22 protein-coding genes are annotated in these 21,746 nt (G+C 71.9%); 13 read left to right on the top strand and 9 right to left on the bottom strand.

Translation table 11 applies throughout. The features are described from left to right. Window positions 1–24: 24 nt before the first annotated feature. Window positions 25–801 (bottom strand): hypothetical protein, encoded by a 777-nt coding sequence (locus BJY16_RS38415; RefSeq protein ID WP_185044442.1) that lies wholly within the window; start codon window positions 799–801, stop codon window positions 25–27. Window positions 802–867: 66 nt separating this feature from the next. On the opposite strand from BJY16_RS38415, the gene BJY16_RS38410 reads away from it, so the two are divergent. From BJY16_RS38410 to BJY16_RS38395, 4 genes are all read left to right on the top strand, one after another. Then, entirely contained in the window at window positions 868–1,242 is a 375-nt protein-coding gene (locus BJY16_RS38410) for a hypothetical protein (RefSeq protein ID WP_185044441.1), read from the top strand. Then, window positions 1,239–1,751 carry a GNAT family N-acetyltransferase gene (locus BJY16_RS38405; RefSeq protein WP_185044440.1) on the top strand — a complete coding sequence of 171 codons (513 nt, stop codon included), beginning with the start codon at window positions 1,239–1,241 and terminating at the stop codon, window positions 1,749–1,751. The genes BJY16_RS38410 and BJY16_RS38405 overlap by 4 nt, the downstream gene beginning before the upstream one ends. Before the next feature lie 190 nt (window positions 1,752–1,941). Continuing rightward, window positions 1,942–2,631 carry a uridine kinase family protein gene (locus BJY16_RS38400; RefSeq protein ID WP_185044439.1) on the top strand — a complete coding sequence of 230 codons (690 nt, stop codon included), beginning with the start codon at window positions 1,942–1,944 and terminating at the stop codon, window positions 2,629–2,631. Window positions 2,632–2,972: 341 nt separating this feature from the next. After that, the gene (locus tag BJY16_RS38395) at window positions 2,973–3,980 is read left to right on the top strand and encodes a hypothetical protein (protein WP_185044438.1); all 1,008 of its coding nucleotides are present in this window, start codon (window positions 2,973–2,975) and stop codon (window positions 3,978–3,980) included. Between the two features lie 203 nt (window positions 3,981–4,183). On the opposite strand, the gene BJY16_RS38390 is transcribed toward BJY16_RS38395, so the two are convergent. The 3 genes from BJY16_RS38390 to BJY16_RS38380 all read right to left on the bottom strand — a co-directional run bounded on the left by BJY16_RS38390 (window position 4,184) and on the right by BJY16_RS38380 (window position 8,373). Further along, the gene (locus tag BJY16_RS38390; protein WP_185044437.1) at window positions 4,184–4,969 is read right to left on the bottom strand and encodes a carbon-nitrogen hydrolase family protein; all 786 of its coding nucleotides are present in this window, start codon (window positions 4,967–4,969) and stop codon (window positions 4,184–4,186) included. Window positions 4,970–5,428: 459 nt separating this feature from the next. After that, window positions 5,429–8,230, bottom strand: coding sequence for a DUF6493 family protein (locus BJY16_RS38385; RefSeq protein ID WP_185044436.1), 2,802 nt, complete (start codon window positions 8,228–8,230; stop codon window positions 5,429–5,431). Beyond that, on the bottom strand, window positions 8,227–8,373 hold the full coding sequence (locus tag BJY16_RS38380) for a hypothetical protein (RefSeq protein WP_185044435.1): 147 nt from the start codon (window positions 8,371–8,373) through the stop codon (window positions 8,227–8,229). Before BJY16_RS38380 ends, BJY16_RS38385 begins: the two co-directional genes overlap by 4 nt. A gap of 104 nt (window positions 8,374–8,477) precedes the next feature. Here BJY16_RS38380 and BJY16_RS38375 point away from each other — a divergent pair, with 104 nt between their 5' ends. Beyond that, window positions 8,478–8,834: a group I truncated hemoglobin gene (locus tag BJY16_RS38375; protein ID WP_239176935.1), complete on the top strand. Its 357-nt coding sequence runs from the start codon at window positions 8,478–8,480 to the stop codon at window positions 8,832–8,834. Window positions 8,835–8,912: 78 nt separating this feature from the next. Further along, complete coding sequence (ileS, locus tag BJY16_RS38370) at window positions 8,913–12,008, top strand: isoleucine--tRNA ligase (protein ID WP_185044433.1); 3,096 nt, start codon at window positions 8,913–8,915, stop codon at window positions 12,006–12,008. 206 nt (window positions 12,009–12,214) lie between these two features. Here ileS and BJY16_RS38365 read toward each other — a convergent pair whose 3' ends face one another. Continuing rightward, window positions 12,215–12,667 carry a MarR family winged helix-turn-helix transcriptional regulator gene (locus BJY16_RS38365; protein ID WP_185044432.1) on the bottom strand — a complete coding sequence of 151 codons (453 nt, stop codon included), beginning with the start codon at window positions 12,665–12,667 and terminating at the stop codon, window positions 12,215–12,217. 48 nt (window positions 12,668–12,715) lie between these two features. Between BJY16_RS38365 and BJY16_RS38360 the strand changes: the two genes are divergently transcribed. Beyond that, window positions 12,716–13,105, top strand: a complete 390-nt coding sequence (locus tag BJY16_RS38360) for a PPOX class F420-dependent oxidoreductase (RefSeq protein ID WP_185044431.1) — start codon at window positions 12,716–12,718, stop codon at window positions 13,103–13,105. A gap of 269 nt (window positions 13,106–13,374) precedes the next feature. Here BJY16_RS38360 and BJY16_RS38355 read toward each other — a convergent pair whose 3' ends face one another. After that, complete coding sequence (locus BJY16_RS38355) at window positions 13,375–13,776, bottom strand: SgcJ/EcaC family oxidoreductase (protein ID WP_185044430.1); 402 nt, start codon at window positions 13,774–13,776, stop codon at window positions 13,375–13,377. Window positions 13,777–13,968: 192 nt separating this feature from the next. Further along, the gene (locus tag BJY16_RS38350) at window positions 13,969–15,117 is read right to left on the bottom strand and encodes a hypothetical protein (RefSeq protein WP_185044429.1); all 1,149 of its coding nucleotides are present in this window, start codon (window positions 15,115–15,117) and stop codon (window positions 13,969–13,971) included. Between the two features lie 120 nt (window positions 15,118–15,237). Between BJY16_RS38350 and BJY16_RS38345 the strand changes: the two genes are divergently transcribed. Then, the gene (locus BJY16_RS38345) at window positions 15,238–16,239 is read left to right on the top strand and encodes an NAD(P)H-dependent glycerol-3-phosphate dehydrogenase (protein WP_185044428.1); all 1,002 of its coding nucleotides are present in this window, start codon (window positions 15,238–15,240) and stop codon (window positions 16,237–16,239) included. Here the strand turns inward: BJY16_RS38345 and BJY16_RS38340 are convergent. After that, window positions 16,218–17,033, bottom strand: coding sequence for an aminotransferase class IV (locus BJY16_RS38340; RefSeq protein ID WP_185044427.1), 816 nt, complete (start codon window positions 17,031–17,033; stop codon window positions 16,218–16,220). The two genes, BJY16_RS38345 and BJY16_RS38340, sit on opposite strands and share 22 nt — an antisense overlap. Before the next feature lie 85 nt (window positions 17,034–17,118). Here BJY16_RS38340 and BJY16_RS38335 point away from each other — a divergent pair, with 85 nt between their 5' ends. The 5 genes from BJY16_RS38335 (at window position 17,119) to BJY16_RS38315 (ending at window position 20,804) form a co-directional block, all read left to right on the top strand. Next, window positions 17,119–17,316 carry a hypothetical protein gene (locus BJY16_RS38335; protein ID WP_185046872.1) on the top strand — a complete coding sequence of 66 codons (198 nt, stop codon included), beginning with the start codon at window positions 17,119–17,121 and terminating at the stop codon, window positions 17,314–17,316. 211 nt (window positions 17,317–17,527) lie between these two features. Then, the gene (locus tag BJY16_RS38330; RefSeq protein ID WP_185044426.1) at window positions 17,528–18,517 is read left to right on the top strand and encodes an ABC transporter substrate-binding protein; all 990 of its coding nucleotides are present in this window, start codon (window positions 17,528–17,530) and stop codon (window positions 18,515–18,517) included. A 3-nt stretch (window positions 18,518–18,520) separates the two neighbouring features. Continuing rightward, window positions 18,521–19,309: a class I SAM-dependent methyltransferase gene (locus tag BJY16_RS38325; RefSeq protein ID WP_185044425.1), complete on the top strand. Its 789-nt coding sequence runs from the start codon at window positions 18,521–18,523 to the stop codon at window positions 19,307–19,309. Next, window positions 19,306–20,055, top strand: coding sequence for an ABC transporter permease (locus tag BJY16_RS38320; protein WP_185044424.1), 750 nt, complete (start codon window positions 19,306–19,308; stop codon window positions 20,053–20,055). Before BJY16_RS38325 ends, BJY16_RS38320 begins: the two co-directional genes overlap by 4 nt. Next, window positions 20,052–20,804, top strand: coding sequence for an ABC transporter ATP-binding protein (locus tag BJY16_RS38315; protein ID WP_185044423.1), 753 nt, complete (start codon window positions 20,052–20,054; stop codon window positions 20,802–20,804). The genes BJY16_RS38320 and BJY16_RS38315 overlap by 4 nt, the downstream gene beginning before the upstream one ends. Before the next feature lie 5 nt (window positions 20,805–20,809). Here the strand turns inward: BJY16_RS38315 and BJY16_RS38310 are convergent, their stop codons facing one another. Further along, on the bottom strand, window positions 20,810–21,721 hold the full coding sequence (locus BJY16_RS38310) for a DUF6282 family protein (RefSeq protein WP_185044422.1): 912 nt from the start codon (window positions 21,719–21,721) through the stop codon (window positions 20,810–20,812). Between the last annotated feature and the right edge of the window lie 25 nt (window positions 21,722–21,746).

Raw genomic sequence — 21,746 nt, 5'->3', positions numbered from 1 at the left:
ACTGCCTCAAGAAATGTGCGATTCCTATGAAGCCTTGTAGACCGGGTCGTGGCGGTTGCCGTAATACAGCCGGACCTCGACCTTCGCGTCCGGATCGCCGATCGCCCGCAACTGCAGGCACAGATAGTAGGGATCGGTCAGCCGGTGCGGGCGGCGGCACTCGACATCCGGCTCGGCGGTGAAGTCGTACCAGCGCATCCGCCAGCCGTCCCGCTCCAGGTGCTCGCCGATCTGCCGGGTCAGGGCGCGGGCCCGGGCGGTGCCGGCGGCCGGCACGGTCTGCACCCGGGTGCACGATCGATGGCAGTCGAGGCGGCTCTCGGCCGCGGTGATCCCGGGCGGCAGGTCCGCTTCGGGCGAGGTGGGCGGGCCGCTCACGACCGGCACCGCGACGGCTGCGGCGCAGCCCAGGAGCCACACCCCGAGACCCGCTTTGGGTACGACGGAGCGCGTCACCACCGCCGCGATCAGCACGGCGAGTCCCGCCACGATCAGGTATCCGTGGAGGTGATCGTCGACGGTGGGCGGAGTCTCGTACGTCGCCAAGTGGACCGTCCCCAGCGACCAACCCGCCACCAGACAGACCAGCAGCGACCCGACGCCCCGCCCGATCCTCTTCTCCCGGGCCAGCAGCGCCCAGCTGATCGGGAAGAGCAGCACGACCGGCACCAGGACGGCCACCTCGCCGGGCGCCAGCATCTCGTCCCGGATCGGGCTGCGCGGCTGCAGGCCGGGCCACGCGGGAGCCGTCGCGGCCAGCGCCGCCAGCAGGAACAGCAGCCGCTCCCGGCTGCTCCACATCGTCGTCACCCGGATGGGACGCGCCACCGGCCGCGGCGGTTGCCGGCATCAGCGATGATCGTTGCCATGCCGATGCTGAGCGGACGTCCCGTCAGGTTCCTCGCCGCCGGTGGGATGGTGCTGCTGGCCGCGATGATGGCCCGGACGATGGCCGACCGGCGTGGCCTGGCGCTGGGTCTGTTCGCCTTCGTGTTCTTCGGGACGGTCTTCGCGATCGGCGTGTTGCGTCCGGACAGCGTGCGTCGCTGGTCGGTCCGGCATCCGGTGCTGGACTCGGCGGTCATCGTGCCGGCGGTCTTCGTCGCCCTGCTGCTGATTCCGGTGCTGCCCTGGTGGGGCGCCGCGGTGCTGGCGGTGGTGGTCGGCCTGATCGGCGTGCCGCTGATGGTCCGCCGCCGTCGCGCCCCGCTCACCCGGCAGCCCGGGCGGCCGGAGCGATGACCGCCGTCGAGCTGCGCCCGATCACCGTCGCGGACTGGCCCGCCGTGCACGAGTTCGCCCGGCTGCCCGAGGTGTGCCGCTATCAGGCGTGGGGTCCGAACACCGCGGCGCAGACCGAGGTGTTCGTCCGGGAGGCGGCCGGCACCTGGGGGCGGTCGCCGCAGAGCCGGTTCGTCTTCGCCGTCGTGGCCGGCGGCGAGCTGGCCGGGACCGCCGAGCTGAAGCTGCGCGGACCGCACCAGGCCGAGATCGGTTATTTGCTGCATCCGCGGTTCTGGGGGCGGGGCCTGGCGACCGCGGCGGGGCGGGGCATGCTGGCCATGGCGTTCGGTGAGCATCGGCGGCACCGGGTCTTCGCCACCTGCGATCCGCGCAACGAGGCGTCGGCTCGGGTCCTTTCCCGGCTCGGCATGCGGTTCGAGGGCCGGATGCGGGAGACCATCCTGATCCGCGACGGCTGGCGCGACTCCGATCTGTACGCCCTGCTCAGCCACGAGTTCGCGTCGTGACGGTCGCGCCCCGAGCTGGAGCTGGCCCGGTTCGGCGCCCTGCTTAGCCACGAGTTCGCGTCGTGACCGTCCCGCCCCGAGCTGGAGCCGGGCCCGATCGGCGCCCCGCACGCCGGCGGGAACCGGCACGAGTGGCGGTCCGGCCACCGCGCCGGTGAGCGGATCGCGCCGTGGATCGGATAATGGCGGGATGCCGATGAAGCTGGGGCCGGGGGAGCCGGCGGCCGGACCGTGGCAGGTGGTCGCGGTGACCGAGGTGCTGCGCCGGCTCGGGCCGCTGCCGCGGATCGTGGCGGTGGACGGGCGCGGCGCCGGCGGCAAGACCACGGTGGCCGGGGTGCTGACCGCGGCCGTCGAACGCTCCGCCGTGGTGCACACCGACGACGTCGCGTGGCACCACTCGTTCTTCGACTGGGCCGACTTGCTGATCGACGGCATCCTGGCGCCGCTGCGGCGCGGCGAGCCGGTTCGCTACCGGCCGCCGGGCTGGATCGCGAAGGGGCGGCCCGGTGCGATCGAGATCCCGGCCGGGCTCGACCTGGTCGTCGTGGAGGGTGTCGGCGCCGGCCGCCGCGAGCTGGCCGGCTACCTGGACGCGCTGGTGTGGGTGCAGTCGGACTTCGCCGAGGCGGAGCGCCGGGGCATCGAGCGGGACGGCGGTGACCAGGCCACCATCGACTTCTGGCACGAGTGGATGGCCGAGGAGATCCCGTTCCTCTCCGGCCAGCGGCCCTGGGAGCGGGCTGACGTGATCGTCGCCGGGACCCCGGAGCTCACCTACGACCGGGCGAGCGAGCTGGTCGTCGCGGAGCGGTGTGGCAGCGCCCGGGTGACCGCCGCTGCCGAACGTAGGATGGCAGCCCCGGCACCGTCGGAATGAGGCCGCTGAACTTGTCCCGCGCGTTCATCCTCCTCAAACCGGACTGCCTGCCGCCGGCCCAGTCCACCTCGGGCCCGCGCTCGGGCCGTTCCGCGGATCCGCCTGCGGTCTGCTCCTGCTCGGGGCCGCTTCCGGGCCGTTCCGCGGATGCGCCTGCGGTCTGCTGCTGCTCGGGGGCGCTTCCGGGCGGTTCCTTGGATGCGCCTGCGGTCTGCTCCTTCGTGGGCCCGCGCTCGGCCCGTTCCTCGGATCCGCCTGCGTTCCGCTCCTCCTCGGGGCCGCTCCCGGGCCAGCCCTCCTCGGCTGGCGACTCTTCGGCGGTCGCGGACCGTCGTGTCGCGGTGGAGGCCGCGGTGGCCGCCGAGGGGTTGACCGTCGTCTGCCGGCATCCGGTCACGTTGACCCCCGCCGACGTGCGTTTCCTCTGGTCGGAATACACCGAGGACGGCCACGTGCTGATGCACGCCTTCCTCGACCGCTACCTGTGCTCCGGCCCTTCCGAGGTCCTGCTGTTGGAAGGCCCGGACGCCTTCGAAGCCGCCCGCCGAGTCAAACGCACCATCCGCTCCCGCTACGCCAACGGCCCGTTCGCCAACCTGCTCCACACCGCCGAACATCCCGCCGAACTGGGCCGCCAGGCAAACCATCTCCTCGGCCGCTGCCCGCAATGCGCAGCCCCTTTCGCCCTGTCGGATCCGGCTTCGTCAGATTCACTCTTGTCGGATCCAGTCCCGTCTGATCCGGCCCTGACCGCGCCCACCCCGTCTGATCCGGCCCTGACCGCGCCTGTCCCGACCGCGCCTGTCCCGACCGCGCCTGTCCCGACCGCGCCTGTCCCGACCGCGCCTGTCCCGACCGCGCCTGTCCCGACCGCGCCTGTCCCGACCGCGCCTGTCCCGACCGCGCCTGTCCCGACCGCGCCTGTCCCGACCGCGCCCGCCTCGACCGCGCCCGCCTCGACCGCGCCCGTCCTGACCGCGCCCCGGCCACGCGGCCGCGACTTCCGCCAGGACCACGACCTGCCCGCGCTGGTCGACTCGCTATGGCCGGCGCTGCAGTCCGAGGACCCACCGGCTCCAGCCCCGCACCACCTCGACCGCTCCCGGGAAGCCGCGATCTACCTCGGCGCCGACCGTTCCCAGTCGCTCGACTCCGCGGTGACCGCCGTCTGGTCCGCTCTCCCCGGCGTCACCCTGCCCCACGCCGTCATGCTGACCCTCTACGCCGGCCGGACCGGCAGCTACCCGATCGCCGTAGGCAGCCACCAGGCCGTAGCCCGCAGCCACCAGATCCTGCTCCGCCATGGCCTGACCGCCTGCGGCATCGGCCCGTTCCCAGCATTCCGCTAATCCCGGCCGTGACCTTGCCCCGCGCCGGGCCGTGACCTTGCTCCGCCCTCCTGGCCGTGACCTTTGTTCCGCGCCGTGCCGTGCACTTGTTCCGCCATCCCGGCCGTGAGCTTGTTCCGCGCCCGGCCGTGACCTTGCTCCGCCCTCCCGGCCGTGACCCTGTTCCGTGTCCGGCCGTGACCTCGCTCCGTCCCCGGGCGGTGTCAGTCTCGGTGGTAGGTCAGGGAGACGACGTCCTGGCGGCGCTGGCCGAGATACCAGCCGCTGTTCTCGCTCAGGTCGACGGTGTGCCGCACCACCCCGCGCTGCCCGGCCGGCACCTCCGCGAGCACCTCACCGCGCGGCGAGACCACCATGCTCGGGCAGTGCTGATCCGGGCTGACGATGTTCGCCGAAGCCAGGAACCGCTGGTTCTCCGCCGCCCGGCTGATCAGATGGCTCCGCCACACCCCGGCGGGCTCGTTCGGGTTGGCCGCGTTGGTCAGATACACCAGCAGCTGAGCCCCGGCCGCCGCGAGGTACTGCCACTGCTCCGGGAACCGGATCTCCCGGCACAGCTGCACCCCGGCGACAAACCCGGAGCCGTCCGGCCCACCAACGGCGAAGGTCGGCAGACTCTCCCCGGCCCGTAGGGGCCCGCGCTCGTTCATCGCCAGGTTGATCTTCCGATAGACCTGGTGCCCTCCCTCCGCCGGGAAGAACAGCCCAGCGTTCGCCCAACCACCGTCCTCGGGCAGCAACGATCCGCAGAACACCTGCACCCCATGCCGCCGCGCCAGCTGCTCGACCTGCCCGATCGCCTCCTTCAGCTCAGCCGGGTCGAGGTCCCGGACCGGCCCGAGATCCTCGCCGTACCCGGACAACAGCCCCTCCGGCAGCACCACCACATCGCCGGTCTGAGCCTCCCCGACCACTTCCCGAACCGTGGCCAGATTCGTCCCGACGTCCCACACCGCCGGCACCTGACCCACCAAGATCGACACTCGCATCCGCCCATCCTGTCGTCCCGACGCCACCCCCACCACACCCACACGCCCCGATCCCGCAGCCGGCGAGCCGAACGAGTCGACGCTGGAGCCCAACGGCGCTCAACCGGGTCAGGGTTGAGCGGATCGGCGGATCGGCGGATCGGCGGATCGGCGAAGCGGCGGACCGGCGGAGCGGCGAAGCGGCGGACCGGCGAAGCGGCGGACCGGCGGCCGGCGAAGCGGCAGCCAAGTTGGTGGGCGATTGAGTAGATCGGCCATTGAGCGGGTCGCGGCCGAGCGACAAGACGGGCCGGCGACGAGCGCAACCCCAATCCAGCGGATCGTCGAGGTCCACGCCGACACCAAGGTCGAAGCGCTGCCCGATGACCCGATCCCGGATGTCGTGCCCCACACCCGGCCTGGACATGGTGCAGGACTGGCCGGCCTCTGGATGGCCTCGCTGAGCGGCCTGGCCGTCCATCAGCGGCCGGCCGGTGATCGGTTGGCGGACAGGGTGCGGGACAGGCGGGCGGCCTCGGTGACCAGGCGGGTGCGGCCGCGGCGGGCAGCGATCTCGTCGAGCCCGGCGAACGTGTCGCAGGCGCCGGTGGCGGCGGCTGCCGCTTCGGCGACGACGAGCAGATCGGGAGCGCCCGGGCCCGGGTCGGCGAGCACGACCGGCAGCAGCTCACGGACGGCGGCCCACACCTCCGTGGTGGCCCCGGCGCGCACTGCCTCGGTGAGGCAACCGGCCACCCGTTTGACGGTCAGCCGGCCGGTCCCGTGCACGGCGGCTAACTCCTGGCCGACCATGGCGCCGTCCAGTTTGCCGCGGGCGGCCAGCTCCAGGAACGCGTCCGTGGCGGCGACGCGGCCGGTGCCGCGTCCGGCACTGAGACCGCACGCCAAACAGAGTGCCATCGCCCGGCCGAACGGACCGGTCGAGGCGGCGAGCACCGGCAACAGGGCGAGCTGATGGTGCAGGTCGTTGTCGGCCGCGGTGGCCAGCTCGGGCAACGCCTGCGCGGCCACGATCTCCGGGTGGCCGGGCAGCATCATCGGCCAGGACGCCATCTCGGCGCGGCGGTGGTAGTCGATCGAGCGGTAGGGGGCCTCGTCGGCGGCCATCGCCAGCAGTCCGCGCGGCACGGTGAACGCCATCAGCTCAGCCGAGGCGGGCGGCCCGCTCGGCGCGGCGGTGGGCTCCTCGGGCGGCGCGTGCGGCTCCCGGTGGGCGGTGCGGGCTCGCGGCCGATCGGTGCCCGGATGGCTGGTGACGGTCACCGGCACCGGCAGGTGGAGCGGCTCGAAGGCGGTGGTCCGCCGCGGCTGGTACGGCATCCGGCACGTGCAGTCGCCGGGGTCGGCGCAGCTGTGCCAGAGCGTGTCGAGGGTGACGACCTCGGGATCGGGCAGCCCACCGCCGCGCAGCCACGCCGCGAAGGTCCGCCCGGCCGGACTGGTCAGGCGCTCGGCATCGGCCACCACTGCCGGGTCCGGCTCGCGGGGCAGTCGCAGCAGGGCCTGGGACAGGTCGAATCGGCCGGGCTGCCACTGCTCGTCCTCGGCCATGGTGAGCAGCGCCAGCACGCGCCGTGGGTCGACGTGCCCGTCCACGGTGGCCGGTGTGGCCAGCAACGCCGGTGGCGGCTCGCCGGCCATCTGCGCGGCCAGCTCGAGCAGGCGCTCCGCCACCATCCACGGCGGCGGCGCGGTGACCCGGTCCCACAGCTGACCCGGCTGCCACCCGGGCCAGCTGCCGGTCCAGATCACCCGGCAGAGCACGGCCAGCGGCGACTCGTACCACTGCGGGACCTGCGGCTCCAGGCCGGCGGCGACCGCCGCCCGGTCGATCCGGACGAACCGCACCAGCCCGTCCAGGACCAGCTCCAACTGCACCGGCTCGAGCAGCTCCTTCCCGAACAGCGCGACGGTGGCGGAGATCAGCTCGGGAATCGACGCGATCCGCTCGGGCATCGGCGCGGCACCCGGCCGCTCGCCGGCGGAGGTCGCCGCGCCGCTCCCGCGACCGTCGGGGACACGGGCCTGCCCGGGCCCGCTGTCCACGGCCGGCTCGGCGGATGACAGCAGGGCGGCGACCTGCCGCTCGAGGTCGCCGGTAAGACCGTCGGCGACGGCGGCCAGCTGCTGCCGGGCGGGCGGGCCGAGGGCGGGCAGATGGGTGGCGGCCAGCCGCAACGTGCGCTCGGCGAGATCGACGGCATCGCTGTGCAGCCCGGTGAGCAGCGCCTCGAACAGCAACTGGTCGGGTTTGCGGCCGAGGGCGTCGGCCAGCCAGTCCAGCTGGGCACGGACCAGCTTTTTCTCCCGGCGGGGAAGGACCGTCCAGGCCGCGTCGGCGACCACCTCGGCGTCCAGCAGCCCGGCGTCGAACGCCGTGCGCAGCGCCTGGATCGCCTGCTCGACGACGGTGCTGTGCGGACCGCTCAGCATGCGGAGATAGGCCTGGTGATGCTCGGCGCACTCGGCGGCGCTGGGGGCGAGCCGCCGGTGCAGGTCGACCACCGGGCGCAGCGCGCCGGGGCGATCGCCGTCGGCCAGCCGGAACACGCAGCCGGCCAGCACCACCGCCCGGGTCTCGGCACTGTCGGCGGCCAGCTCGGCGAGGCCGGCCGCCGCCTCCGGCTCCAGCAGCGCGGTGATCCGCGGGGTGGTGAACAGGTGGGGGAGCAGCACCGCGGTGTGCGGGTCGGCGCGCAGCGCGGCGGCCGTGCAGCCGGTCTCCCACACCCAGCCGGTCAGGGTGGCCTCGGTGACCGGGGCCGGCTCGCCGGCGGCGACCAGCAGGCGGCTGATCATCCACCACAGCTGCTCCGCCTGGCGGGGCCGGAGTTTCGTCGCCAGCGACCGGGCCACGGCGGAGAGCGGTGGCCGCCCGGGCGCCAACAGCACCCGGAGGATCGCGTCGGCGAAGGCCGGATCACGGTGGCCGAACCAGCCGGATCGCAGCCAGGTGACCAGCTTCGCCGTCCCGGTCAGGCAGGCCGCGCCGGCCACCGTGGCCGCCTGGTTGTGGCGCCGGAGCAGCTCGATGCGGTCGATCCGGACCGGCATCCCGGGCGGCGTCCAGCGTGGATCGTGCATCGGGTAGACCGGCTGCGGGTAGGGCACCGGCTCCTCGCCACGCAGATACTCCTGGAGCGGGCCGGCGAGCGCCCGGCGGGCCGGCTCGCCCGCCTCGACCAAGGTGGTGGCGACCTGCTCGAATTCGTTCCCCTGCAGCAGGGGGACGAGCCGCTCGAAGGTGAGATCGACGCTCATGCCGGCAACCTAACCGGACCCTCTGACATTTCCCGAGCCCGGTGGACCGGCTCGTCCACCGCGGGTGGGGCGGCGGCGATCGACTCCACGTCACCGGCGCGGATCATGGCGGTGCGGCGCTCGAACGGCAGATCGGCGGTCATGGACGGCAAGGTAGTGGGCGCCTCCGACAAAAATCCGGCCGGCTGGTCGTACCGTAAGGATTGCGGGCGGACAAACGGATTGCCGGACCTCTATGTTCTGGCCTGTGGATGCCTCTTTCTATGTCCGCCTTGGCGGGCAGGCCGCGGTGACGACCGCGGTCGACGCTCTGTACCGGGTCGTTCTCGCTGATGAGCGGCTGTCCGACTACTTCCAGGGGCTGGATCTCGGGCGGCTCAAGGGACACATGGTCGCGCTGCTCAGCCAGGTGCTCGGCGGCCCGGCCGAGTACACCGGCCGGGATCTGCGCGGCGCGCACCTCGGACTCGGCATCGCGCCGGAGCACTACGACGTGGTCGGCGCCTACCTGATCGGCGTGCTGGCCGGGCTGGGCGCGGACGACGAGGTGCTGGCCGCGGTGCGGGGCGTGCTGCGCGAGTCGGCGGCCGATGTGGTGGAGTGACGCACGTCGCCTTCCTGAAGAGGGACCGAGGTAAAGTCGCTGCCACGCCGCCGCGCCGTGCTGAGTATGGTCGTCCGCATGTATCGTCCGGTCCCCGCCCAGGTTGATCTTCCAGCTCTCGACCACGCGATCCTGCGGTTCTGGCAGGAGCACGACGTCTTCGGGCAGAGCCTGCGCCAGTCCGCGGGCCGCCCGGAGTGGGTCTTCTACGAGGGTCCGCCGACGGCGAACGGGATGCCCGGCGCGCATCACATCGAGGCGCGCGTCTTCAAGGACGTGTTCCCGCGCTACCGGACGATGAAGGGCTACCACGTGGCCCGCAAGGCCGGGTGGGACTGCCACGGCCTGCCGGTCGAGCTGGCGGTGGAGAAGGAGCTGGGTTTCACCGGCAAGCAGGACATCGAGGCCTATGGCATCGCCGAGTTCAATGACAGGTGCCGTGCGTCGGTGACCCGGCACACCGACGCGTTCACCGAGCTCACCCAGCGGATGGGCTACTGGGTCGACATGGACGACGCCTACCGCACCATGGACCCCGAATACATCGACTCGGTCTGGTGGTCGCTCAAGCAGATCTTCGACAAGGGGCTGCTGGTCGAGGACTTCCGGGTGGCGCCGTGGTGCCCGCGGGACCAGACCACGCTCTCCGACCACGAGCTGGACCAGGGCTATGAGGTCGACGTCGATCCATCGGTCTACGTGCGGTTCCCGCTCACCTCGGGACCGCTGGCGGGCCGGGCGTCGCTGCTGGTCTGGACGACGACGCCGTGGACCCTGGTGTCCAACACCGCGGTGGCGGTGCACCCGTCGGTGACCTATGCCGTGGTCACCGACGGCAAGGAGCGGCTGGTGGTCGCCGAGCCGCTGATCCCGGAGGGCTGGACCGCGACCGGCGAGACCTTCGCCGGCAAGGAGCTGGAGCGCTGGACCTATCAGCCACCGTTCCAGCTGGTCGAGGTGCCCGACGCGCACATCGTGATCCTGGCGAACTACGTGACCACCGACAGCGGCACCGGGCTGGTCCACCAGGCGCCGGCGTTCGGCGCCGACGACCTGGCCAGTTGCCGCGCCTACGGGCTGCCGATGGTCAACCCGGTGCGCCGCGACGGCACGTTCGAGCCGGAGATCGAGCTGGTCGGCGGCATGTTCTTCCGCGAGGCGAACGGGCCGCTCGTCGAGGAGCTGCGGGAGAGCGGCCTGCTCTTCCGGCACGAGCCCTACGAGCACAAGTATCCGCACTGCTGGCGCTGCCACACCGCACTGATCTACTACGCCCAGCCGTCGTGGTATGTGCGGACCACCGCTGTCCGGGACGCGCTGCTCCGGGAGAACGAGCGGACGAACTGGCAGCCCGGCAACCTGAAGCACGGCCGGTACGGCGACTGGCTGAACAACAACGTCGACTGGGCGCTGTCGCGGAACCGGTACTGGGGCACGCCGCTGCCGATCTGGCGCTGCGAGGCCGACCACCTGACCTGCGTCGGGTCGCGGGAGGAGCTGTCCCGGCTGGCGGGTCGTGACCTGTCCGGCCTGGATCCGCACCGGCCGTTCATCGACGAGGTCAGCTTCGCGTGCCCGGAGTGCTCCGCGGAGGCCCGGCGGGTCCCGGAGGTCATCGACGCCTGGTATGACTCCGGCTCCATGCCGTTCGCCCAGTTCGGGTATCCGTACCAGAACCGCGAGCTGTTCGAGACCCGCTTCCCCGCCCAGTTCATCTCCGAGGCGATCGACCAGACCCGCGGCTGGTTCTACACCCTGATGGCGGTCAGCACGCTGGTCTTCGACCGCTCGTCGTATGAGAACGTCGTCTGCCTGGGTCACATCCTCGCCGAGGACGGCCGCAAGATGTCCAAGCACTTCGGCAACATCCTCGAGCCGATCTCGCTGATGGACCAGCACGGCGCCGACGCGGTCCGGTGGTACATGGCCGCCGTCGGCTCCCCGTGGTCAGCCCGGCGGGTCGGTCACGCGGCGTTGCAGGAGGTGGTCCGCAAGGTCCTGCTGACGTACTGGAACACCGTCGCCTTCCAGGTGCTCTACGGGCGGACAGCGCAGTGGACGCCGAGCGAGGCGGACCCGGCGCCCGCCGAGCGGTCCGCGCTGGACCGCTGGGTGCTCTCCGAGTTGCAGCAGCTGATCACGAAGGTGGACGCGGCCCTGGCCGCCTTCGACCCGCACGAGACCGGCAAGCTGATCGCCGCCTTCATCGACGACCTCTCCAACTGGTACGTGCGGCGCAGCCGCCGCCGGTTCTGGCGCGGTGACCCGGCCGCCCTCGCCACCCTCCACGAGGCGCTCCGCACCGTGACCCTGCTGATGGCGCCGATCACCCCGTTCGTCACCGAGCAGGTCTGGCAGGACCTGATCGTTCCGGTCGACCCGCAGGCGCCGCAGTCGGTGCACCTGGCCCCCTTCCCGGAGGCGGACGCCGCGCTGGTCGACGAGCGACTGTCGGCGCAGATGGCCACCACCCGGCGGCTGGTCGAGCTGGGCCGCACCGCCCGCGCCGAGTCCGGTCTCAAGATCCGCCAGCCGCTGTCCCGCGCGCTGGTCTCCGGCGCGGCCGACCTCACCCCGGAACTGCTCCAGGAGATCGCCGCGGAGCTCAATGTCAACGCGGTCGAGCCGCTCGCCGGTTCGTTTGTCGACACCACCGCCAAGGCGAACTTCCGTGCGCTGGGCAAGCGGTTCGGCAAGGCCGTCCAGCAGGTGGCGGCCGCGATCCAGGCGGCTGACGCCGCAGACCTCAAGACCAGTTTGCGTACGACCGGAGCCGCCACCGTGACGGTCGGCGACGAGCAGATCGTCCTCGCGCCGGACGAGGTCGTGATCACCGAGACGCCGCGCGAGGGCTGGGCGGTCGCCTCCGATGCCGGCGCCACCCTGGCGCTGGACCTGCACCTGACGCCGGAGCTGCGCCGGGCCGGCCTGGCTCGTGATGCGATCCGGCAGATCCAGGAGGCCCGCAAGTCCAGCGGGCTGGAGGTCTCCGACCGGATCCGGCTGCGTCACCGGGCCGAGCCGGAGACCGCACTGGCTTTCACCGAGCACGGCGAGCTGGTCGCTGACGAGGTGCTGGCCGTCGACTTCGCCGCCGGGGAGCCGGACTGGGCCGACCCGCAGGTGTTCACCGACGAGTCGATCGGGTTGACCTTCTGGATCACTCGGGCGTGAGCCTGGGGCGGGCTTGCGCGTAAGCCGGGGGCGGCCTGCGCGTAAGGCTCGAGCGGACTTGCGGATGAGCCTGGAGCGGGCCTGCGCGTAAGCCGCGGGCGGCCTGCGCGTAAGCCCGGAGCGGGCTTGCGGGTGAGCCTGGAGCAAGCTTGCGCGTGCGCCCTATGGCGAGGGTTTGCTGGTCGGCGCGGGCTTGCGGGTGAGCCCTACGGCGTGGGCTCGCTGGTCGGCGCGGGCTCGCGCGTGAGCTCGTTGATCGCACGCTCCAGCAGCGCGCGGAACTGATCGCGCTCGTCGTCGCTGAACGCGGCGGCCAGCCGGCTCTCGATCCGGCTGGCCGCCGCGTCGGCTTCGGTCAGCACGGCGTGGCCGGCCGGGGTCACGCGGTTGACCACCAGTTTCTGGTGCATCGGGGACGGCGTGCGGGCGATCAGGCCTTTCGCCTCCAGGTTCGCCAGCACGGTGGACATGGTCTGCGGGGTGACCATCGACTCGCGGGCGAGCTGGGCCGCGGACATCCCCTCGGCCGACGCCAGCAGCAGCAACGCCGCGTATTGCGGCACGGTCAGCTCGAACTCCCGGAGCGCCGCCGTCTTGCGCGCGATCAGCGCCTGCTCCGCCCGCTTGATCACAAGCCCGAGACGATCACCGAGTTCCATGGCGACAGTGTACTGCGGAGTATCAGAGCACTGATATATGGTCGACCCATGAGTGTCATTCCGGACAGCCACGTTGACCTTCTCGAGCGCCCGCTCTTCGGCCACCTCGGCACCACCCGCCCCGACGGCCAGCCGCAGGTCAATCCGATGTGGTTCAGCTACGACGGCACGTATCTGTACTTCACCAACACCACGATCCGCCGCAAGTTCCACAACGTGCAGGCCGAGCCCCGGATCAGCCTCTCGGTGAACGACCCCGACCAGCCCTACCGCTACCTGGAGGTTCGCGGCGTCCTGGAGCGCACCGACCCGGACCCGGGCGCTGAGTTCTTCGCCACGCTGGCCGACCGGTACGGCATGCAGTTCGACGGCCCGCCCGGCGACGCCGAGCACCGCGTTGTCCTGGTGGTCCGCCCCACCGCCGTCAGCTTCCAGTAGGCGCAGCCAGAGCGCGGTCGGTTCCGCCCTCGGCTCGTGAGTCAGGGCGGGCCGGTCCCACCTCGCCATCACCGGTGAGCCGAGGCCGGGCCGGTTCAGCCCCGCCATCGGTGCTGGGTCGGGGCGGGGCCGATCCAGCCTCGCTATCGGTGGCGAGTCGGGCGGAACTGGCCCAGCCTTGCCATCGGTGCTGAGCCGAGGCCGGACCGGTTCCGCCGTGGAAGCTGAACGGAGCCATCACGCGGGACCAGTCACCCAGCACCCTTGAGTCACGAAGGGACGGCTGCTGCCACCAGCGTGTTCTGGTTCGCGGTCAGCAACCAGCGGCCATCCTCCCTGGCCATCACGTAGAGCGGGCTGCCCTCACCCATCTCGGCCACCAGTTCTCCGTCCGGCGTGAAGTACCGCTGCCGCACCTTGACCGCCGCCACGTCCGGGCGGATGAACAGCACGTGCACCACCTCGTACGAAGGAATCAGGCCTTTCATCGCGCCGGTCAGCACCTCGCGGGTGAAGGCGGCGATCTCGTCCCGGCCGATGAGGAGCTTCCCGGCACCGGTGGTCCACACCGCATCCTCCCGGAACAGGGCGACGAACTCGTCCACCAGCTCATGGCGCTGCGCGTGCGCGACCTTGGCGACGACCTGCTCGATGTCAGCGATCTCAGTCATGCCGAGATCGTCGAACTTGAACCGCACTCCAGGTCAATCCCGCTGTGACGCTCAGCTCTCCGGCCGATGGGAGGCTGACCACGCCGAGGCAGCGATGTGGTGATGGCGAGCAGGGTGGAGGGGGCGGCGAGCGACGGCGACTAGGCGAAGTCGGCGCGGCGGGGAAGGAGCCGGAGGCAGCCGCATGCGGCATCAGCTTGTCGCCGGGTCGAGGTCGTAGCGGTACCAGCGCCGGGGGTTGCCGTTCTCGTGCAGGTACAGCTTCTCGTCTCGGCCGATCTTGCCGCGGCCCCAGCCGGATGGGTGTCGTCCGTCGGGTAGCAGCAGCTGCTCGCGGCCGACCTCGACGATCTCGTCGCCGTCGCGGCGACCTCGGCGGATGCTCCACCGGTAGCCGTCGTCGACCCGGTCCTGGTCGAAGAGGGCGAACTCCGCACCGGCGACGGCCAGCCCGCTGCACCGGGTGATCGGATTCGGGGTGATGGACCGGACTTCGGCGGGGCCGAGCTCGACCATGACGAAATCGGGATAGGGGCAGGCGTGGACCCGGTCCCGGCCGACATTCATCGCATAGCAGTCGCACCAGGACACCTCCGGGGTGTCGAAGGGCACCATCCACGGATCGCCGCCGGTCCGGTCCCAGCGGGCAAGACCATTCATGAATCCGTACGAACGGGTGCCGTCCGCGCGGGGATACCAGTAGTTCGACTCGTCGAAGTAGCTGATCCAGATGGTGCCGTGCGGATCGGTGACGAGCTGCTCGATGCCGTCACCGGCGTAGAAGGACGTCCGGACCTGACCGCGGCTGTCGAACACCCGGACGTTCTCGGTGAGATGCAACTCGTCCTCCGGCACCGGCTCACCGCGGCGCTCGAACGGCACCCTCGTCGGGGCACACCGCGCGGCGGACAGGACGACGCCGTCGTCGAGGACATCGATGTCGTTGAAGCGGAGGTCGAGGCCCCGCAGCGGAATCTCGTGGACCTCAGCGCCGTCACAGATGATCGCCGTCGCGTCGTAGCTCGCTGCGGAGAGGGAGGAGCCTGCGGCGGAGAGGGAGGAGGGTGCGGCGGAGAAGGGAGAGCCTGCGGCGGAGAGGGGAGAGCCTGCGGCGGAGAGGGAGGAGGGTGCGGAAGGAACGGAGGAAGGTGCCGCAGAGAGGGAGGAAGGTGCGGCGGAGAGGGAGGAAGGCGCGGAGGGAGGAGAGTGCTCCGCACCGGCGGGATCGGCGAGCAGCGCCACGATCCGGCCTAGATGATCGATGGTCGAGGCCAGGACCTCGACGTGGGCGTACCGGTCGGGAAGCGTCGCGTGCAGCGCGAGCCGGCGGTCAGCGGCCATGAGCCTTTCGGATCGTCATGCGCTGATCATCGCATGGGGCACGTCGGCAGCGCGTGGACGGTACCTCGCAACGGCCCCGGTGACCGTATTCTCAAGGCCGGTGCGCCGGAAGGGGCAATCATGCGGATCACCGTGCTGGGCGCCGGCTCGTGGGGGACCACGGTCGCGTCCGTCCTCACCCGCCGGGACCACGAGTCGTTGATCTGGGCGCGCAGCCCGGACACCGCCGACGAGATCAACGCCAAGCACACCAACGAGCGCTACCTGCAGGGCTTCCCGCTCCCGGCCCGGCTGCGCGCCACCTCGGACCTGGCGGAGGCGGCCGGCCACGCGGAGTTGCTCGTCGTCGGCGTGCCGACCGGCGCTTTCCGCGCCACCCTGGAGCTGGTCAAGCCGGACCTGCATCCGTGGATCCCGGTGGTCAGCCTGAGCAAGGGGCTGGAGCGGGACTCGCTGCTCCGGATGACCGAGGTGATCAAGGAGGTGCTGCCGGGTCACCCGGCCGCCGCGCTCACCGGCCCGAACCTGGCCAAGGAGATCATGGCCGGGATGGCGGCGGCCACCGTGATCGCGACCGAGGACCTCACCGTCGCCACCGAGATCCAGCGCGTCTTCCGGCGCGGGCTGCTGCGCGTCTACACCAACCACGACGTGATCGGCTGCGAGGTCGGCGGCGCGCTGAAGAACGTCGTCGCGATCGCCACCGGCATCGCCCAGGGTCTGGGCGTCGGCGACAACACCCGGGCCGGGGTGATCTCCCGCGGGCTGGCCGAGCTGACCACGCTGGCGGTCGCGATGGGCGGCGAGCCGAGCACCCTCGCCGGGCTGGCCGGGATGGGCGACCTGGTGGCGACCTGCATCAGCCCGCACAGCCGCAACCGGCACGTCGGCGAGCAGCTCGGCCGCGGCCGCGGCCTGGACGACATCCTCGCCGAGATGGGCCAGGTCGCGGAGGGCGTCAAGACCGTTCACGCCGCTGTCCAGCTGGCCGACCGGCACGGCCTGGCGATGCCGATCACCCGCACCATCCACCGCGTGATCACCGGCGACATCACCGCCGAGCGAGCCTACGACGGGCTGCTCCGCACCCACCCGGCCGGTCACGAGTCCGAGCCGGGCTGACGGCCGGCCGCGACGGTGTCCCACGGGACCTGCTGCCACGCCTCGCGGAGCAGGCCGGTCAGCGTGCGGTGATCGGGCAGGGCGACGTCGTCGACGGCGGCGATCGGCTGGTTCGGGCAATGGGAGTTGACCGCGGCGGCGGCGCGCATGCCGGCCAGCGCGGCGGTGCTGAGCCGCCGCTGCTCGTAGGGGACGCCGAGCTTCTTCAGGCCGAGCCGGAGCACCTGCATGGTGATGCCGGCCAGTTGCGGGGCGTCCGGCCAGATCACCCGTTCGCCGTCCCAGAACGCGACGTTCCAGACTGATCCCTCGCTGACCTGCCCGTTCCGGGTGGTGAAGAGGACGTCGTCGAAGCCCGCCCTCCGAGCCGCACGGTAGTGATAGGTCAGGCCCATGGTCGCGACGTGTTTGAGGTGGGGTAGCTCGCGTTCGTAGACGATGGTGCGGACCCGCAGCGGCTCGCCCGGCGTGTCGGGGACCGGATCGGAGACGGACACCATCACGTCGGTGGCGGTCGGGTCCGCCGCGGCCGGGAGGACGGTGACCCGGACCGAGGCGTCCCGCGCGGCGCCGAGCGCATGCTCGATCAGCTCGACGATCGTGCGGTCGGCGGGCGGGGTCCGCTCGGGGAAGAGGTCCGCCGACGCCTCCCGGAGGCGGCGGAGATGGAGATCAAGACCGGCTACCGTACGCCTCCGTGCCTGCATCGACGTGAAGTGTCCGTAGTTCCAGGTGGCGGCCCGGTGCAGCGCCTCGACGCAGGCCGGAGCGCCATTGATCTCCACGTGTCCCATCGCGTCATGGTGTCAGCCGGGATTGGCTTGCGGCCGAGGTGGGTATTTATTGAGCATTGTCCGGTCTGGTGATGGAGTGCTCTCGATGATTTTCGGTGTGATTCGACGTTTTGTGATCATGGCGATCGCGGTGCCGCTGGCGGCCGCCGGCGCGCGCAAGCTGAGCGACCGCCTCGAGGCCCGGCGCGGCTCGAACCGGGCCAGCCGTGCGCTGCGCCAGGGCGCCGACCTGCTGCAGGGCTTCCGCCCGCAGAAGAAGCGCCGCTTCTCCTTCGGCCGCTGATGCGCCACTGCTCCACCGCAGCCTCCTCGTGAACCGGGGAGGCTGCCTCGTCTCTCCCGCCCGGTGCAGCCCGGTACGGCACCGTGAGCGCCTACCCCGTACCGAAAACGGGTCAACCGCAACCGACCGCGGGCCCGGACGGATCGGCTAGGCTGCCACACGGATACGTATCGTTGTTGATCAATGTGTCACCGATGCGGGGGACAGTGTCATGAAGCGCATTCTCGCCACCGTCGTGGTTGTCGCTTTATTGATCTCAGGATGCGGCGACGACGAACCGCCGGACAGCGACAAACCCGCCGCTGACCAGGTCACCTACCTCACCGCCTTCGGGGCGGTGGGCCGGGACGCCTTCGCCTGGGTGGCCCAGGAGAAGGGGTATTTCCGGGACGCCGGGATCGACGTCACCATTCAATTGGGCGCCGCGACCGGAGAGAACCTGAAGGTTCTCGCGGCCGGCAAGGCGCAGTTCGCCAACCTCGACCTGACCGGCACCTGGATCCTGGCCGGCAAGGGGCAGTACCGGGACGTCCGGGCGATCGCCGCGATCCACCAGCAGACCCTGGTCTCGATCATCTCGCTGGAGGGCTCCGCGGTCGCCAAGCCGAAGGATCTCGAGGGGCACAAGCTGGGCGCCGCGACCGGCTCGGTGAACCAGCTGCTCTTCCCGGGCTACGCGAAACTGGCCGGCGTCGACGAGTCCAAGGTGCAATGGGTCAACGCGCCACCGCCGCAGCTGCCCGCGCTGCTGGCCGGCGGGCAGGTGGACGCGCTGAGCACCTTCCTGATCGGCGCCAAGGGCCTGGAGAAGGCGGCCGGCGGCAAGAAGACCGTGGTCATGCCCTACAGCACCTACCTGCCGGAGCTCTACGGCAACGGGCTGATCGCCCCGGTCAGCATCACCCAGGGCGATCCGGACCTGGCCGGACGGTTCCGGGACGCGGCGCTCAAGGGGCTGGCGTACACGATCGAGCACCCGCAGGAGGCCGCCGAGATCATGAAGAAGGCGCAGCCGGCTGCGGACGTGACCGCGGCGGTCGGCGAGATCACCCTGATGACGCCGTATGTGAAGACGTCCGGGCTGATCGAGAAGGACCGGGTCGCCGGCGCCATCGCCACCCTGGAGAAGAACGGGCTGATCCCGCCGGGCAGCCTCACCCCGGACGCGGCCGTCGACTTCGCGCTGGCGCCGTCGAGCTGACCGATGACGACGCGGCGGGGGACCTACTCGTTCGACAACGACGACCCGATCGCGGCGTTGCGGCACCGGCTGCTCGCCGAGATCCTCGACCCGTTCACCGTGGAACGGCTCGCCGCGCTCGGCGACCTCACCGGCCGGCGCTGCCTGGAGGCCGGCGCGGGCGGCGGCAGCATCGCCGGATGGCTGGCCGGGCGGGGCGGTTCGGTGCTGGCCACCGACCTGAAGCCACAGCACCTGGAGCTCGGCGCGGGCTACCGGGTGCTGCGCCACGACCTGGTCACCGAGCCGGTCCCGGAACCGCCGTGGGACCTGATCCACGCCCGGCTGGTGCTGTCCCACCTGCCCGACCGGGCCGGCGTGCTGCGCAGACTGGCGGCGTCCCTCGTACCGGAAGGGTTGCTCCTGATCGAGGAATGGGCCTCGGCGATCCGCGGGGTGGTGCTGGCCGCGCCGGACGCGGCGGCCGCGGAGCTGGTCGAGCGCTACTACGACATCCTGGTCGGGCGGGTGCTGCCGGGCAACGGCAACGATCCGGCCTGGGGCTGCCGGGTGCACGCCGCGATGCTGGCGGCCGGGCTCACCGACGTGAGCACCGAGGTGCGGGCCCGGTCCTGGCCGGGTGGGACGGCCGGGGCGCGGCTGATCGCGGTCAACGTCGAGCAGCAGCGCGCCGGGCTGCTCGCCGGCGGGCTCACCGAAACTGATCTCGACCGGCTCGGCGAGCTGGCCGAGGACCCGCGGCTGGTGGTCCGCGGCATCCTGACCTACTCCACCCTGGGACGCCGTCCGTGAAAGCGGCCGCCCTGCCGGTCGCCGGGGTGGCCGGCACGATCGTCCTCTGGTGGGCGGCCACCGTGGTGTTCGGGATCCGGCGGATCATCCTGCCCGCCCCGCCGGACATCGTCGCGGCGTTCCGCGCCCAGCCCGGCTACCTGCTGCGCGAGACCGGCGCCACGGCGACCGAGACGCTGGCCGGGTTCGGGCTCGCCGTGGTCGCCGGCCTGCTGCTGGCGGTGCTGCTGACCGCCTGGCGCGCGGTGCAGCGGGCCACCCTGCCGGTGCTGGTCGCGCTCAACTCGGTGCCGAAGGTGGCGCTCGCCCCGCTGCTCGTGGTCTGGCTCGGCTTCGGCACCCGGCCGAAGATCGTGCTGGTGGTGCTGATCTGCCTGTTCCCGGTGGTGGTGGCGACCATGGCCGGGCTCACCTCGACGCCGGCCGAACTGGGCGAGCTGAGCCGGTCGCTGTCCGCGTCGCCCTGGCAGACGTACGTCAAGATCCGCCTGCCGTGGGCGCTCCCGCAGGTCTTCACCGGTCTGAAGGTCGCGGTCACCCTGGCGGTGATCGGCGCGGTGGTCGCCGAGATCAACAACCCGAGCGGTGGTCTCGGCGCGGTGATCGTGCTGTCCGGGATGTCGCTGGACACGCCGCTCGCCTTCGCCGCGATCATCCTGCTCGCGCTGCTCAGCACGGTGCTGTTCTACCTGGTGGTGGCGCTGGAGCGGTGGCTGGTGCCGTGGGCCCGGGCGATCTCCGGATGATCGTGCTGGACCGGGTGTCCCGGACGTTCAGCGCCCGCGGCGGCGAGGTGGCGGCGCTGCGCGACATCGACCTGACGATCGGCGAGAACCAGTTCGTCGCGGTGATCGGGCGCTCCGGCTGCGGCAAGTCCACGCTGCTGCGCCTGATCGCCGGGCTGCTCGCGCCGACCGGCGGCAGCGTGACCATCGCCGGCGCGCCGGTGCTGCGGCCCCGCCCGGACGTGGTGCTGATGCATCAGCTGCCGGCCCTGCTGCCGTGGCGCACCGTGCTCGGCAACGTGATGCTGCCGGTGGAGATCCGCCGCCTGCCACGCGCCGAGCACCAGGCGCGGGCCGCCGAGCTGCTCGACGCGGTCGGGCTGGCCGGCTTCCACCGCCGGCACCCCTACGAGCTGTCCGGCGGCATGCAGCAGCGGGTCGCGCTCTGCCGGGCGCTGATCCAGCGGCCCCGGGTGCTGCTGATGGACGAGCCGTTCTCCGCGCTGGACGCGCTGACCCGCGAGGAGCTGGCCGGGCAACTGCAGGCGATGCACCTGGCCGCGCCGGCCACCACGGTCTTCGTGACCCATTCGATCGCCGAGGCGGTGCTGCTCGCCGACCGGGTGGTGGTGCTCAGCGCCCGGCCCGGCCAGGTCCGCCGGGTGCTCGACGTGGCCATCCCACGGCCCCGGTCGTTCGGGCACACCGCGCACGTGGCGGACGCCGCGGCCTGCGTCGCCGAGCTGCACGACCTGCTGCTGCGCAACTGACCGGGTCAGCGGCCGAGGACCCGCCGGGTGTTGACGACCGCCATGGTGCGCACCTCGGCCTCGGTGAACCCGGCGTCGAGCAGCCGGTCGGCGAGCAGCGCCAGCCCGTCCTCGACCGGCGGGTTGAACGGCTGCCCCAGGTCGCTGGAGAGCAGCGAATGCTCCGGCCCGACCTCCCGGATGTGTGCGAAGAGCAGATCCCAAGAGACCTTCTTGGTGTACGCCGTGGTGAAGCACCGTTCCAGCAGCGCCCCACGCCCCGCCAACTGCCGCTGGGTATCCACGTCCAGCTGCTGCGAGGTGAACTCGGGGTGGGTCACGATGATCCGCCGCACCCCGGCTGCCGCGGCCGCGTCCACCGCCACGACGATCTCCGGCCCGCTCAGGTGCCCGGTCGCGAGCACCATGTCGTGCTTGGCCAGCACCGCGAACACGTCGTGCAGGGCCGGCACGATCTTCCCGCCCTCGTCGAGCACCTCGATCGGCGGCGCGACGATGCCCTGCTCGGCCAGCTCGTCCTGGAGCGCCGCCCACATCGGCGGGGTGGCGCCGGGCTGGGTCGCGGCCCGGCTGGCCCGCTCGTTGGCGCTGTCGACGGTGGGCAGCCAGACGATCCGGGCGCCCTGCCGTCCGGCGATCTCCACGGCCACCGGGTTGAGCCCGCCGACCGAGCCGTTCAGGGTGAGCGCGCCGAGCGCCTCGACGCCGGGCACCACGCCGCGGACCACCTGGGCACGCTCGGCGGTCGGCACGTAGTGCGACTTCAGCACGAACCCGGCCAGCCCCACCTCGGCGAACCGGCGGGCCAGCGTCACGTCGTCGATGCGGCGCTCCATCACGTCCGGCGCGACGTGCACGTGCGTGTCGTAGCCGCCGGCCACCAGCTCGCGGGCCCGGTCGGTGGGGATCGGGTGCACGGCCCGACCTTCGCAGTGACCGGCA

Origin of the sequence: Actinoplanes octamycinicus, assembly GCF_014205225.1 — a bacterium.
Classification (GTDB): Bacteria; Actinomycetota; Actinomycetes; order Mycobacteriales; family Micromonosporaceae; genus Actinoplanes; species Actinoplanes octamycinicus.
Note: the sequence above shows the minus strand (reverse complement) of the source record. Positions and strands in the feature narration are given on the sequence as shown.